Raw genomic sequence first — 12,397 nt, 5'->3', positions numbered from 1 at the left:
GGTCGCTCCATGCCCATCAGCATCCGATCCATCGAGACCGCCGTCCCGGCCACGATCGTCCCGCAGACCGCTGCCCGGGACGTCTTCGCGTCGCAGCTGAGCTCGAGCCGGCTCGGCCAGCGGCTGACCCGCGCCGCCTTCGACGCCTCCGCGATCGACACCCGGCACACCGTGCTCGACGACCTCGCCTCGCTCGCCGCACCGGCCGCGAGCGCAGCAGGGGGCGTCGCGAGCGACACCTCTGCCGGCGGCCAGGCACCTGTGTTCTACGACGCGACGACAGGCACGATCCTCGGGCCCAGCACGGGGACCCGCAACGACATCTACATCGAACGCACCCCCGAGCTCATCCTCGACGCCGCACGGCGCGCCGTGGAGTCGGCCGAGGGAATCACCGCCGCGGACATCACGCACGTCATCACGATCTCCTGCACCGGGTTCTACGCGCCCGGACCGGACTACGTGCTCGTACGGGGGCTCGACCTCGACCCGGCGGTGCGGCGGTTCCACCTCGGGTTCATGGGCTGCTACGGCTCCTTCCCCGCCCTGCGGGCCGCGCACGACTTCTGCACGGCCGACCCCGACGCGGTCGTGCTCATCGTGAGCATCGAGCTGTGCTCGCTGCACCTGCAGACCTCCGACGACCCTGACACGATCGTCGCGGCGTCCGTGTTCGCCGACGGCGCCGCGGCCGCCATCGTCACCGGACGTCCCGCGCCCAGCGGCGCGACGGTCCTCGACCTCGACACCCACACGACCGTGCTCACCCCCGTCGGGGAGCAGGACATGGCGTGGAAGATCGGTGACCTCGGCTTCGACATGGTGCTCTCCCGGTACGTCCCCCACATCATCGAGGAGCACATCACCGCCGCGCTCACCCCGCTGCTCGCGACGGTGCCCGGGGCGAACGAGGAGCCCTCCACCGCGATCGAGCACTGGGCCGTGCATCCCGGAGGGCGCAGCATCCTCGACAAGGTGCAGGACACCCTGCGCCTCACAGACGCCCAGATGCGGCCGTCCCGGGAGACCCTGCGGGTCAACGGCAACATGTCCAGCGCGACGATCCTGTTCATCCTGCGCCGCATCCTCCACGGCGTCGACGACGTCCCCGGAGGTGCGGACACGGCCGGAGCCGGGCGGGTCTGCGCGATGGCCTTCGGTCCGGGTCTCACCGTGGAGTCCGCGACGCTCACGCGCCGCACGACATGAACCCCGCAGCGCACATGAACCCCGCAGCGCACATGAACCCCGCGCCGCCCATGAACCTCTCCGTGCGGGACCTGCGGGCCACAGAGCTCATGGACGACCCGGCGTGCGACCCGGTCGCGCTGCGCCGCACCTACGAGCAGTTCGGGCTCGTCAACCGGCTCGTGTCCGGGTGGCGCCGGACGTACGTGCGCCGGCTGCGCCCACTGCTGTCCACGGACCGGACGACGACGTTGCTCGACATCGGGTACGGCGGCGGTGACGTGCCCCGCGCCCTCGCACGGTGGGCCGAGCGGGACGGGTTGCGGCTCGACATCACCGGGATCGACCCCGACGACCGCGCTCACGCCTACGCCAGCGCCCTGCCACCCGTGCCGGGCCTACGGTTCCGGCAGGCCTTCAGCTCGGACCTCGTCGCCGAGGGGGCGCGGTTCGACGTCGTCGTGTCCAACCACGTGCTCCACCACCTCACCGCGGACGAGCTCGACGTGCTCCTCGCCGACAGCAGCTCGCTCGCCCGACACCTCGTGCTGCACTCGGACATCGCCCGCAGCCGCATCGCCTACGGGGCGTTCTGGGTCGGAGCACGACCGTTGTCCCGGGGGTCCTTCATCCGCCACGACGGGCTGCTGTCCATCCGCCGCAGCTACACCCGCGACGAGCTCGCCGCCGTCGCACCAGGGTGGCGCGTCGAGACGCAGCACCCCTACCGCGTCCTGCTCCTCCAGGACGGCGCACCCGACCGTCCGGACCACCCCGACGACGTCGCCGAGCCCGTCCACGCGGACGACAGCGTCGGGAGCGTGACCGCCGGGGAGAGCGATGCGTGACGTCCTCGTCGTCGGCGGCGGACCGGTCGGGCTGTTCCTCGCGACTCTGCTCGCCAGCCGCGGCCTGGACGTCGCGGTGTGGGAGAAGCGCGAGCAGCCCGCCGCCCTGTCCCGCGCGATCGGCATCCACGCACCGTCGCTGCGCGCATTCGGCACGGCCGGCATCACCGATGCCGTGCTCGACGAGGCCGTCCTCGTCCGGCGCGGGCTCGGGATGTGCCGGGGGCGGAGCCTGGGGACGGTGACCTTCGCGCGCGTCCCGGACTTCCCGTTCGTCGCCGCGCTCCCCCAGTTCCGCACCGAACGCCTGCTCACCCAGCGCCTCGCCGAGCTCGCCCCCGACGCGCTGACCCGCGGGGTCGCCGTCGACGACATCCGCGACGCCGGTGAGCACGTCCAGGTCACCGGGCGCACCGAGGCCGGCGTGCTCGAGGAGAGTGCGCGGTTCGTCGTCGGCGCCGACGGGGCCCGCAGCGCCGTGCGGCGCCTGCTGGCCATCCCCACCGCAGCCCGCACGTACCCCGACACCTACCTCATGGGGGACGTCACGGACAGCACCGGCGCCGGCGCGGACGCCGTCGTCTCCCTCGAGCCGGACGGCGTCGTCGAGTCCTTCCCGCTGCCCGGCGGGGTGCGCAGGTTCGTCGTGCACACGATGGGCACGCCGCACGCCACGTACACGTCCACCGGCGCCGGACGGGCGCCGACAGCGGACGACCTCGCCGAGATCGTCGCGCACCGCACCGGGGTCCAGGTGGATCCCACGACCTGCACGATGCTCAGCGACTTCGCCACCCGGCGCCGCGCCGCCCAGCACATGGTGCGCGGTCGCGTGAGCCTCGTCGGGGACGCCGCCCACGAGATCAGCCCCATCGGCGGGCAGGGCATGAACCTCGGCTGGCTCGACGCCGTGGCCCTCGCCCCGCTCCTCGCCGACGGCGTCGCACGCGGGTCGCTCGACGACGGCGCCGCACAGCGGTTCAGCCGCGAGCGCCTGGGTCGCGCCGCCCGGGCCGCCCGGCAGTCCGAGCTCAACATGCGCCTGGGGCGTCCGATCAGCGGCGCAGCGCTCGTCGTGCGGGAGCGCGCGCTCACCGCAGCGCTGCGTGCGGCCGGCCCCGCCCTCGCGTCCGTGTACGCGATGCGATGGACCTGACGCGCCCAGCGGCCCCGTCCGTCAGGCGGTGACCGGGCGGCGCGCGACGAACAGGACGTGCGTGTCCGGCCACGGGACGTCCCCGCCGGTGCGGGCATCCGTGAGGCTGGCCCCGACGGACAGCCGGTTCTCCACGAGCCAGTCGTTGCGCCACGGACCGCTGCCGGGCTCGAGCGTGAAGCCCGCCGCCGTGAGCAGGCGGACCCAGTCCGGGTACGTCATGTCGCAGAAGCGCTCGTGGCACTCCGAGAGGTAGTTCTCCGTGTAGTCGCGCGTGTAGAGGAACTCCATGGCGGCGCGCAACGTCAGCTCGGCGACCTCCGTCTGGCGCGAGCCGTCCGCTGCGTCCTCCGTGCCCCCGGGGTCGCCCGTGGACTCGAGCCAGCGGACGTCGCAGCGGCCGCCGGAGAGCGCCGGGAAGTCGCGGGAGAACTGGCGGAGCATGTCCGCCGGGGACAAGGACGCGACGTGCGCGGCGACGTCGGGCGCCGACCAGCCGGAGAGGTCCACCGGCGTGTACGTCGTCGCCGGGCCGTCGCTGCGCGGGGAGGCCTCCAGACGCAGGTGGACGAGGCGGTCCGGGTCGTCGGGCCCGAGCACGTCCGAGCACACCCACACCCCGCCCGGTGCGGTGTGCTCGTAGATGCGCCGGGCGAGCTGCTCGAGGTCCGGCACCCCTGCGCCATAGCTCGAGATCTCATGGGTGAGCGCCACAGTGAGCGTCGTGTTCACCGTGGCCTCGGGGAACACCGGGGCACGCAGCAAGTTGCGCTGCGCGAAGAAGACGTTGGGGTTGGCGAACACTCCCTGGGCCTTGCGGTGCTCGGCCTCGGCGACGAGGTGCCGGGACACGTCCACCCCGTAGAGGTCCGACTCCCCGAGCTCCGTGGCCCGCGCCGCGCGCTCGAGCAGACCGCCGGCGGCACAGCCGAGGTCCACGACACGGCCGGGCTGCACGTACGGCGCCACCTGCGCCCACTTGCGGTCGGACGCACCGTCGAAGTCCGCGGTGTACGTGCCGTAGTCACGCGTCTCGGTGAGGTCCCCCTCCGCGGAGACGGTCGGGTCGTGGTGCACGAGGCGGATGGCCCCGGCGAGGCGGTTGCGGTCGACGTACGCGACGGTCTGCGGGTGCGCGAGCTCCCGCCATCTCGGGTCGTCCGCCGCGAGCAGCTCGAGGACGTCCCACGGACGCGCCGGGCTGTCGGGGTGCCCCTCCTCGACCGGGGCGATCCGGAAACCTTCCGCGGCATACAGAGCCGCGACAGACGGGGTCGAGCACGCGACGACGGTGGTCTGCGGGGTCAGCGTGATGCCCGTCGTCGCCTCCACACCCGCGACGACGGTCCGGGCGAACCGGTCGCTCGGTGGCACGTCGGCGATCGGGGCGACCACCGACGGCAGGTCCTCCGCGACCGACACCCGCTCGATGAGCGCTTCGCGGCGGTGCGCCGGGACGGGGTTGCGACGCGTACCGGAGTGCGTCGCCGACGTCACCGCCCACACGAGCTCGACGTCCGGGGCGCACGTCACCGCGACGCCCCGCGTGTCCGTCACCTCGCCGCGCAGCAACGCCCGCAGGTACGCGACCTGGAAGCTCGTGACGAGGTGGTGGCGCCCGGGGAAGAGGACGTACCGCACGGCGGATGTGGGCAGCGGGTCAGGCACCGCTGCGGCGTCGGGGACGGCGGTGCGGGCAGCGACGGTGTGCGGGGAGGGGGTGGTCACGCCCGCACGGTGCCACCTGGTGGGGCGTGGCGCAAGGCACACCGCGAGGATTGCCGTCCCGTTCGTCGTGCGTGAGAAGGTCGGTGCATGGATCGCGCCCTCCCCCTCGTCTACCGCATCGTCGCCATCTTCGAGGCCTTCACCTGGGCCGGACTGCTCGCCGGCATGGCGGTGAAGTACCTCGGCAGCGGCAGCGAGATCGGCGTCCACATCTTCGGGCCCATGCACGGTGGGGCGTTCATCGCCTACGTGCTCATGACCATCGTCGTCGGCGTGCGGTACCGCTGGCCGCTGCGCACGCAGGTTGTCGGCCTCGTCGCCGCCATCCCGCCGTTCTGCACCATCGTCTTCGACCGCTGGGCCGAGCGCCGCGGATACCTCGAGGCCAGCCGCCGGGCCGCGGCCCGCGTCGCCGCGTAGCTCGACCCTTCGCGTCGGCACCGGCCTCGGCGGGCCGCTCCACGCGCCAGGGGCCTCTGCGCCCGCTAGACGGGGCGGCACTCCGCGGCAGGGATCCACGCCTTCCACGACGGCCACCCGTGCACGGACTGGTTGACGCACACGTGACCGCGTGCGGTCCCCACGGCCTCGAGGACGAGGGTCTCGACCTCGCCGCCGTAGGTGAGGGTCCGCACGAGCACCGGGCGCGGCGGATCGATGGGTGTCGATGGCCGGAACTCGCCACGGTTGACGACGAGCTTCGAGTAGTCCGGGACGTCGCAGGCTGCCATGAGCACCACCGTCCCACCACCGTCTGACAGGACGACGACGGGCCCGTCACGCATACCGCGTGACGGGCCCGTCCCGTCTCTCACGCCCGGTGCGGGCGCGTGGTCGACCTAGCGGCGCGTGCGCGCCTCACGCTGCTGCTCGCCCTGCTGCGCCGCGAGCGCGACGAGGACCGCGGTGAGAACCGGGACGATCCACTGCAGGGTCGCCTGCTGCTTCTGCGCCGACTCGAGCTCCGAGGAGCTCCCCGCGAACGCCTCGGTCGCGCCCTTCGCACCCTCACCGGCGTGCGCGGCCTGCTTCTTGCCCACGAGACCCGAGTAGAGGGTCGTGGCTGCCGCGGCCACGGTGACGATCGTCTTGATCGCCGTGTTGGACCGCGCCTCGGGCTGCGCGTCGAGACGCTTCTTGTTGCCCGCGATGAGTCCGAGGCTGCCGAGGCTGTGCAGGCCGACGGCCCCGACGACCACGGGTGTCCACCGGGCCCAGCCGAGCGAGGACAGGCGCAGCCGCTCTGTCGGGTCCTTCGCCGCCGCCGCGGCGCCGTTGAGGCCGACGGCCCCCATGAGTGCACCGCCGAACCAGGCAGCAAGACCGATGTCGTGGGCGATGCGGGAGAGGGTGTTGCGCTGTGACATGGAAACCTCCAGATGACCGACAGGAACCCACCAAGGGTGCGGCTCACCCACGGACCCGGCAACTGGAACGAACCGGACGCCGCCCGCCCCGACGGATGGCTCACGGGGCGATAGGATCGTCAGACTATGGACGACCCTCCTTCCCACAGTCCCACGCCCCGTCGTGAACGCACGGCCAGCCGGCCGGCGCTCGGTCACGAGGGGGCACTCCGTTGAACGAATGGATCCTCCTCGGGATCGGCCTCGTCCTCACCATCGGCACCGGCCTCTTCGTGGCTTCCGAGTTCGCGCTCGTCAACCTCGACCGCAGCGACCTCGAGGCGCGTCAGGAACGCGGCGAGAAGCGTCTCGGACGCACCATCGCCGCCCTGCGCATCACCTCGACGCACCTGTCCGGCGCGCAGCTGGGCATCACCCTCACCACACTCCTCACCGGGTACACCTTCGAGCCGGCTGTCAGCGCACTCCTGCGCGCACCCCTCGAAGCCACCGGTCTGCCGGACGGGGCACTGACCGCCGTCGGGAGCGTCCTCGGTATCCTCGTCGCGACCCTCTTCTCCATGGTCATCGGTGAGCTCGTCCCCAAGAACTTCGCCCTGGCGCTGCCGCTCGCGACCGCCAAGGCCGTCGTCCCCTTCCAGACCCTCTTCACCACCGTGTTCAAGCCGGTGATCCTGCTGTTCAACAACACGGCGAACGCGATCATCCGCAGCCTGGGCATCGACCCCAAGGAGGAGCTCTCCGGGGCGCGGTCGGCCGAGGAGCTCAGCTCGCTCGTGCGCCGCTCGGCGCTCAAGGGCATGCTCGACGAGGACCACGCCGTCCTCCTCAGCAGGGTGCTGCGGTTCTCCGCGCACGACGCCTCGGAGGTCATGACCCCCCGCGTGCTCATGACCACCGTGCACGCCGACGACACGGCACAGACGATCATCGACCTCGCGACCTCCACCGGCTTCTCCCGGTTCCCGGTCGTCGGTGAGGACGTCGACCACCTCATCGGCGTCGTGCACGTCAAGCACGCGTTCGCGATCCCCCTCGACGAACGCGAGTCCGTCCTCGCCGAGGAGCTCAAGGTCGACCCGCCCTACGTGCCGGAGTCGATGCGCGTGGACACCCTGCTCGTGCTCCTGCGCCGCAGCGGGTTCCAGATCGCGATCACCACGGACGAGTACGGCGGCACCGCGGGCCTCGTCACCCTCGAGGACCTCGTCGAGGAGATCGTCGGAGAGCTCGAGGACGAGCACGACCGCACCCGGGTCGGGGTCCTGCGCACCGGACGGTCCGTGTCCTTCCAGGGCAGCCTGCGCCCCGACGAGCTCCTCGAGCGCGCCGACGTCCACGTCCCCGACGACGGCGACTACGAGACCGTCGCCGGATACGTCGTCGAGTGCCTCGACCGCATGCCCGAGGTCGGGGACGAGGTCGAGGTCGAGGGCGGCGTCATCCGGGTGGAGCGGATGGACGGCGCCCGCGTGGACCGCCTGCGGTTCATCCCCCACCTGCCCGCCCCGGAGGCGCCCGACGCCGCAGCGGCCGCGGCCACCGGTGCCGCCGCCGAGCGGACAGCGAAGCACGACGCGGTCGTCGACCGGATCAGCGAGGACATCTCATGAGCGAGTATCTGCCAGGGCTCCTGTGGCTCGTCGTCCTGCTGGCCGTCAACGCGTTCTTCGTCGGCGCCGAGTTCGCCGTCATCTCGGCGCGGCGCTCCCAGATCGAGCCCCGCGCCGAGCAGGGCAGCAAGGCTGCGAAGACGACCCTGTGGGCGATGGAGCACGCCACGCTCATGCTCGCCACGAGCCAGCTGGGCATCACCATCTGCTCGCTGCTCATCCTCCTCGTCGCCGAGCCGGCGATCCACCACCTCCTCGAGATCCCGCTCGCCGCGACCAGCCTGTCCGAGGATGCGATCAGCGTCATCGCTTTCGCTGCGGCGCTCATCCTCGTGACGTTCCTGCACGTCGTCCTCGGCGAGATGGTGCCCAAGAACCTGTCGTTCTCGGTGCCGGACCGTGCAGCGCTCATCCTCGCGCCGCCGCTCGTGCTCGTCGGGCGCGTGTTCAAGCCCGTGATCTTCACGCTCAACGCTCTCGCCAACGGCGTCCTTCGCCTGTTCCGCGTGGAGCCCAAGGACGAGGCGACGAGCACGTACACGCTCGACGAGGTGGCGAACATCGTCGAGCAGTCCACCCGTCAGGGCGTGCTGGACGACACCTCGGGGACGCTGTCGGCGGCGTTCGAGTTCACCGCGAAGCGGGTGCTCGACGTCGAGGTACCGATCGACGACATGGTCGTCCTGCCCGCGGGCGCGACACCGGCGGACGTCCAGCACGCCGTCTCCGAGCACGGCTACTCCCGGTACATCGTCAGCGACGAGTCAGGTGCACCCACCGGCTACCTGCACCTCAAGGACGTGCTGAGCCTGTCCTCCCCGGAGAAGTTCACGGCGCCCGTCCCGACGAAGCGGATCCGCCGGCTCGCCGCCGTGTACCGCGAGTCCGAGCTCGAGGACGCCCTGGCGACGATGCGTCGGTCGGGCTCGCACGTCGCGCGATCGTTCGACGCGCAGGGGCGCACGACCGGCGTGCTGTTCCTCGAGGACATCCTCGAGGAGCTCATCGGCGAGGTCACCGACGCCACCACGGTCCTCGACGAGCAGGCGGCTGCCGCTCAGTAGTGCACGCCGGTGAGCTCCTCGCTCACCGCCCACAGGCGCGCGGCCATGACGTCGTCACGTGCGCGGGCCGACGGCGTCTCACGCGTCGTCGGCCCGTTCTGCATCGCCCCCGACGGACCGAAGTACTCGCCGCCCACGACGTCGGGCATCGTCGCCGCGTAGAGCGTCGGCAGGGCGCCCGCCGCGTCGGTCTGCGAGATCCTGCGCTCCGCGAGCCGGAACGCACCCGCCATCAACCTGGAGACGAGCGAGCGCGACTCGACGCTCGCGGAGAGGTTCGTCGCCGCGAGGCCCGGCTGCGACGCGACGGCCACGATCGTCTCGTCGTGCGCCCGCAACCGGCGGTCCAGCTCACGGGTGAACAGGAGATTCGCGAGCTTGCTCTGCCCGTACGCCCGCCACGCGCCGTAGCGTCGCTCCCCCTGGAGGTCGTCGAGGTCGATGCGGCCGAACCGGTGGGCGCTGCTCGTCACCGTGACGACCCGTGCCGCCGGCGGACGCCGCAACGCAGGCAGCAGCAGACCTGTGAGCGCGAAGTGACCGAGGTGGTTCGTGCCGAGCTGCATCTCGAACCCGTCGGCCGTGCGCGAGTGCGGCACGGCCATGACGCCCGCGTTGTTGACGAGCACGTCGAGCGGCCCCTCCCACGCGCTGGCGAACTCCCGGACCGAGGCGAGGTCCGCGAGATCGAGCCGGGCGAGCTCCACGGCGTCGGACCCCGTCACGCGTCGCACGCGGTCGGCCGCCGCACGCCCACGAGCGGCATCACGGCAGGCCATCGTCACCTCGGCACCGTGGGCCGCGAGCGCGAGCGACGTCTGGAGACCGATGCCGCTGTTGGCTCCGGTGACCACGACCCGCCTGCCGTCGAGAGGAGGGATGTCGTCGGCAGACCAGGCGCTGGACTCGGACGCGTGCGGCTCGGACTGGGACGAGCTGGTGGTGTTCATGGGACCTCCGCAGACAGTCCGGCCAGCGTACGACCGTGCTCGGGCACGTGCCTGCGCACAGATACGCGTGGGGGGCTGGCGTCGGAGGAAGCCGCGCGGCAGGATCAGGGAATGATCGCTCGCCTGAACTCCGTCGTCCTCGACGCCGCCGACACCGAGACTCTCGCGCGGTTCTACGAGGCGTTCCTCGGCTTCTCCCGGATGCGGCAGGACGGGGACTGGATCGACCTCGACTCCGGGCAGGGGTGGAAGCTCTCGTTCCAGCACGCGCCGGACCACGTGCCCCCGCAGTGGCCGGACCCGGCCCGTCCCCAGCAGTTCCACCTCGATCTCGAGGTCGAGGACATCGACGCTGCTGAAGAGCGCGTCCTGGCGCTCGGGGCACGGCACCTGTCGAGCGCGGAGGAGGGGTTCCGCGTCTACGCGGACCCGGCCGGGCATCCCTTCTGCCTGGTCCTGCCGTGAACCAGCGTTCGCGGGCTGCTAATCCCGGGAGGACGGTGGCCGATGGCATGGACATGACGACTGTGCGCCCTGGGGGCAGCTCGTGACGCGGTGGGCCACGCCCCCGGTCGGGCACCAGGTGGAGGTCGCTACCTCCGCGGACCGTTCCTACACCACGTGGGTGGACCGGACCGACGGGTACAGCATCAGCGTCTTCACACCGCACGACGTCCTGCTGAGCGATCTCCCGGCACCGGGGGCGCCGGTGACGGTGCGCTGGCACAGTGCCCGTGGTCGCCACAGCATCGGGTCGGTGTTCCTGGGCCGTCGCACCGACGGGGGTCTGCAGTGGGACCTCGAGACGGACGGCCAGGTGAGCATCACCCAGGACCGCCGGTACGTGCGGGGCGGCGGCGGGGAACCGGTGAGCGTCACGCGGATCGCTCGCCCCGGGGCCGACGCCGAGGACGCGCCCGTCGACGCGCCTGAGCCGCACACGGTGCACGGCACCGTCGCCGACGTCAGCGAGCGCGGCGCACGCCTGCAGCTCCCCTCGCCCGATCTCCTCCCCCAGGACACGGTGTCGCTGCAGATCGTTCTCGGCGGTGAGACGTTCGACCTCGAAGGTCACGTGCTGCGCCTGCTGCCGCAGATCGAGGGGTACCCCGCCGAGGTCGTCGTCGTGTACGAGCCGTCCGAGGCCGTCGCGCAGCGCATCCGCAGCTACGTGCTGCAGAGCCAGATGCGCAACCGCCAGGTCCGGGACTGACACGGCCGACCGTCCGGGGTGCTGACGCGCCGGCGCCGGACAGGTACGGCAGGATCGGCTGCATGGACCCTGTGCTCGTCTCGCCTGCTTCCCCGGTCTCCCCCATGCTCGCCAAGGCGGTGCCCGCGGTCCCGGAGCCGGACGCGGTCGACGGGGGTCTGCTGTACGAGCCGAAGTGGGACGGTTTCCGCGCGATCGTCTACTACGACGGCGAGTCGGTCGAGATCGGCAGCCGTGGGTCGAAGATGCTCACCCGGTACTTCCCTGAGCTCGTCGAGGCGCTCGCCCGCCTGCTGCCGGGCCCGTGCGTGGTCGACGGCGAGATCGTCCTGCGCAGCGGCGAGCCGGGAGCCGAGCGGCTCGACTGGGACGCGCTGTCCCAACGCATCCATCCGGCTGCCAGCCGGGTGCGGACCCTCGCGAGCCGGACCCCGGCGTCGTTCGTCGCGTTCGACCTGCTGGCCCGCGGGGACGAGTCGATGCTCGACGCCCCGTTGCGGGAGCGCCGCGCCGCGTTGGAGGGCCTGCTGGCCGGGGTCGGCGCCCCGGTCCACCTGAGCCAGACGACGCACGACGTCGATGTCGCGCGTCGTTGGCTCGTGGAGTTCGAGGGCGCCGGGCTGGACGGCGTCGTCGCGAAGCCCCTCGAGGCGCCGTACGCGCCGGGCAGGCGCGTCATGCTCAAGATCAAGCACCACCGCACCGCGGACCTCGTCGTCCTGGGCTACCGCGTGCACGCGAGCGGGCGCGGCGTGGGTTCTCTTCTGCTCGGGCTGTACGACGCCGGCGGTGGGCTGCGCAACGTCGGTGGCGCGTCAGCCTTCACGGACAAGCGCAGGCTCGAGCTCGTCGAGGAGCTCGAGCCGTTCGTCCTGCGCGACGAGGACGGCGAGATCGTCGCGGCGGAGACCGAACGCAGCCGCTTCTCCTCGGGCCGGAGCACGGCGTTCGTGCCGCTGCGCCCGGAGCGTGTCGTGGAGGTGCGGTACGACCAGATGGAGGGTGACCGGTTGCGGCACACCGCGCAGTTCCTGCGGTGGCGGCCCGACCGCGACGCGCGGTCCTGCACCTACGAGCAGCTTGAGACGCCCGTCGCCTACGACCTCGACCGGGTGCTCGCGTAGCCCGGCATTCCGGCCAGCACCCCTTGACCCCCGCTGCTGGTGCGCCCTAGGGTGATATGACACGCAATGACAACGTTTGCAACGAAGCACGCGTTGCGCCGACCCGGGCTGCGCAGGGCCGCGCACCAGGGAGATCACCGGAGGAA

General features: G+C 72.0%; 13 protein-coding genes. 9 read left to right on the top strand and 4 right to left on the bottom strand.

Translation table 11 applies throughout. The annotated features are described in order from the left end of the window. Nucleotides 1-9 precede the first annotated feature (9 nt). From AC2AXK_RS05980 to AC2AXK_RS05970, 3 genes are read left to right on the top strand one after another with little or no spacing between them, the layout of a single operon-like run. Entirely contained in the window at nucleotides 10-1,209 is a 1,200-nt protein-coding gene (locus AC2AXK_RS05980) for a type III polyketide synthase (RefSeq protein ID WP_484344444.1), read from the top strand. Next, nucleotides 1,206-2,036: a class I SAM-dependent methyltransferase gene (locus AC2AXK_RS05975; RefSeq protein ID WP_484344443.1), complete on the top strand. Its 831-nt coding sequence runs from the start codon at nucleotides 1,206-1,208 to the stop codon at nucleotides 2,034-2,036. Before AC2AXK_RS05980 ends, AC2AXK_RS05975 begins: the two co-directional genes overlap by 4 nt. Then, nucleotides 2,029-3,192: an FAD-dependent oxidoreductase gene (locus tag AC2AXK_RS05970; RefSeq protein WP_484344442.1), complete on the top strand. Its 1,164-nt coding sequence runs from the start codon at nucleotides 2,029-2,031 to the stop codon at nucleotides 3,190-3,192. The genes AC2AXK_RS05975 and AC2AXK_RS05970 overlap by 8 nt, the downstream gene beginning before the upstream one ends. A 21-nt stretch (nucleotides 3,193-3,213) precedes the next feature. Here the strand turns inward: AC2AXK_RS05970 and AC2AXK_RS05965 are convergent, their stop codons facing one another. Further along, nucleotides 3,214-4,920 (bottom strand): methyltransferase domain-containing protein, encoded by a 1,707-nt coding sequence (locus AC2AXK_RS05965; RefSeq protein WP_484344441.1) that lies wholly within the window; start codon nucleotides 4,918-4,920, stop codon nucleotides 3,214-3,216. Between the two features lie 87 nt (nucleotides 4,921-5,007). Between AC2AXK_RS05965 and AC2AXK_RS05960 the strand changes: the two genes are divergently transcribed. Then, nucleotides 5,008-5,340, top strand: coding sequence for a DUF3817 domain-containing protein (locus AC2AXK_RS05960; protein ID WP_484344440.1), 333 nt, complete (start codon nucleotides 5,008-5,010; stop codon nucleotides 5,338-5,340). A gap of 65 nt (nucleotides 5,341-5,405) precedes the next feature. Here AC2AXK_RS05960 and AC2AXK_RS05955 read toward each other — a convergent pair whose 3' ends face one another. Continuing rightward, nucleotides 5,406-5,705: a hypothetical protein gene (locus tag AC2AXK_RS05955; RefSeq protein ID WP_484344439.1), complete on the bottom strand. Its 300-nt coding sequence runs from the start codon at nucleotides 5,703-5,705 to the stop codon at nucleotides 5,406-5,408. Between the two features lie 54 nt (nucleotides 5,706-5,759). Beyond that, the gene (locus AC2AXK_RS05950) at nucleotides 5,760-6,287 is read right to left on the bottom strand and encodes a hypothetical protein (RefSeq protein WP_484344438.1); all 528 of its coding nucleotides are present in this window, start codon (nucleotides 6,285-6,287) and stop codon (nucleotides 5,760-5,762) included. A gap of 212 nt (nucleotides 6,288-6,499) precedes the next feature. Between AC2AXK_RS05950 and AC2AXK_RS05945 the strand changes: the two genes are divergently transcribed. Together AC2AXK_RS05945 and AC2AXK_RS05940 are read left to right on the top strand one after the other, a co-directional pair. Further along, on the top strand, nucleotides 6,500-7,900 hold the full coding sequence (locus AC2AXK_RS05945) for a hemolysin family protein (protein ID WP_484344437.1): 1,401 nt from the start codon (nucleotides 6,500-6,502) through the stop codon (nucleotides 7,898-7,900). Then, entirely contained in the window at nucleotides 7,897-8,964 is a 1,068-nt protein-coding gene (locus AC2AXK_RS05940; protein ID WP_484344436.1) for a hemolysin family protein, read from the top strand. Before AC2AXK_RS05945 ends, AC2AXK_RS05940 begins: the two co-directional genes overlap by 4 nt. Here the strand turns inward: AC2AXK_RS05940 and AC2AXK_RS05935 are convergent. Further along, a complete protein-coding gene (locus AC2AXK_RS05935; protein ID WP_484344435.1) occupies nucleotides 8,958-9,914 on the bottom strand; it encodes an oxidoreductase in 957 nt (318 codons plus the stop codon). The genes AC2AXK_RS05940 and AC2AXK_RS05935 overlap by 7 nt on opposite strands. A gap of 111 nt (nucleotides 9,915-10,025) precedes the next feature. On the opposite strand from AC2AXK_RS05935, the gene AC2AXK_RS05930 reads away from it, so the two are divergent. The 3 genes from AC2AXK_RS05930 (at nucleotide 10,026) to AC2AXK_RS05920 (ending at nucleotide 12,251) form a co-directional block, all read left to right on the top strand. After that, entirely contained in the window at nucleotides 10,026-10,379 is a 354-nt protein-coding gene (locus tag AC2AXK_RS05930) for a VOC family protein (RefSeq protein WP_484344434.1), read from the top strand. 160 nt (nucleotides 10,380-10,539) lie between these two features. Continuing rightward, nucleotides 10,540-11,127 (top strand): PilZ domain-containing protein, encoded by a 588-nt coding sequence (locus AC2AXK_RS05925; RefSeq protein WP_484344433.1) that lies wholly within the window; start codon nucleotides 10,540-10,542, stop codon nucleotides 11,125-11,127. A 62-nt stretch (nucleotides 11,128-11,189) separates the two neighbouring features. Next, on the top strand, nucleotides 11,190-12,251 hold the full coding sequence (locus AC2AXK_RS05920; protein WP_484344432.1) for an ATP-dependent DNA ligase: 1,062 nt from the start codon (nucleotides 11,190-11,192) through the stop codon (nucleotides 12,249-12,251). The last annotated feature ends 146 nt before the right edge of the window (nucleotides 12,252-12,397 follow it).

It is taken from the genome of Sanguibacter sp. Z6_81, assembly GCF_057180625.1.
Note: the sequence above shows the minus strand (reverse complement) of the source record. Positions and strands in the feature narration are given on the sequence as shown.

Excerpts from the sequence above, each read along its gene's own strand:
- AC2AXK_RS05975 (WP_484344443.1), top strand. The coding sequence starts at position 1,206 with ATGAACCCCGCAGCGCACATGAACCCCGCAGCGCACATGAACCCCGCG.
- AC2AXK_RS05980 (WP_484344444.1), top strand. The coding sequence starts at position 10 with ATGCCCATCAGCATCCGATCCATCGAGACCGCCGTCCCGGCCACGATC.
- AC2AXK_RS05920 (WP_484344432.1), top strand. The coding sequence starts at position 11,190 with ATGGACCCTGTGCTCGTCTCGCCTGCTTCCCCGGTCTCCCCCATGCTC.
- AC2AXK_RS05950 (WP_484344438.1), bottom strand. The coding sequence starts at position 6,287 with ATGTCACAGCGCAACACCCTCTCCCGCATCGCCCACGACATCGGTCTT.
- AC2AXK_RS05940 (WP_484344436.1), top strand. The coding sequence starts at position 7,897 with ATGAGCGAGTATCTGCCAGGGCTCCTGTGGCTCGTCGTCCTGCTGGCC.
- AC2AXK_RS05935 (WP_484344435.1), bottom strand. The coding sequence starts at position 9,914 with ATGAACACCACCAGCTCGTCCCAGTCCGAGCCGCACGCGTCCGAGTCC.
- AC2AXK_RS05930 (WP_484344434.1), top strand. The coding sequence starts at position 10,026 with ATGATCGCTCGCCTGAACTCCGTCGTCCTCGACGCCGCCGACACCGAG.
- AC2AXK_RS05955 (WP_484344439.1), bottom strand. The coding sequence starts at position 5,705 with ATGCGTGACGGGCCCGTCGTCGTCCTGTCAGACGGTGGTGGGACGGTG.
- AC2AXK_RS05970 (WP_484344442.1), top strand. The coding sequence starts at position 2,029 with ATGCGTGACGTCCTCGTCGTCGGCGGCGGACCGGTCGGGCTGTTCCTC.
- AC2AXK_RS05960 (WP_484344440.1), top strand. The coding sequence starts at position 5,008 with ATGGATCGCGCCCTCCCCCTCGTCTACCGCATCGTCGCCATCTTCGAG.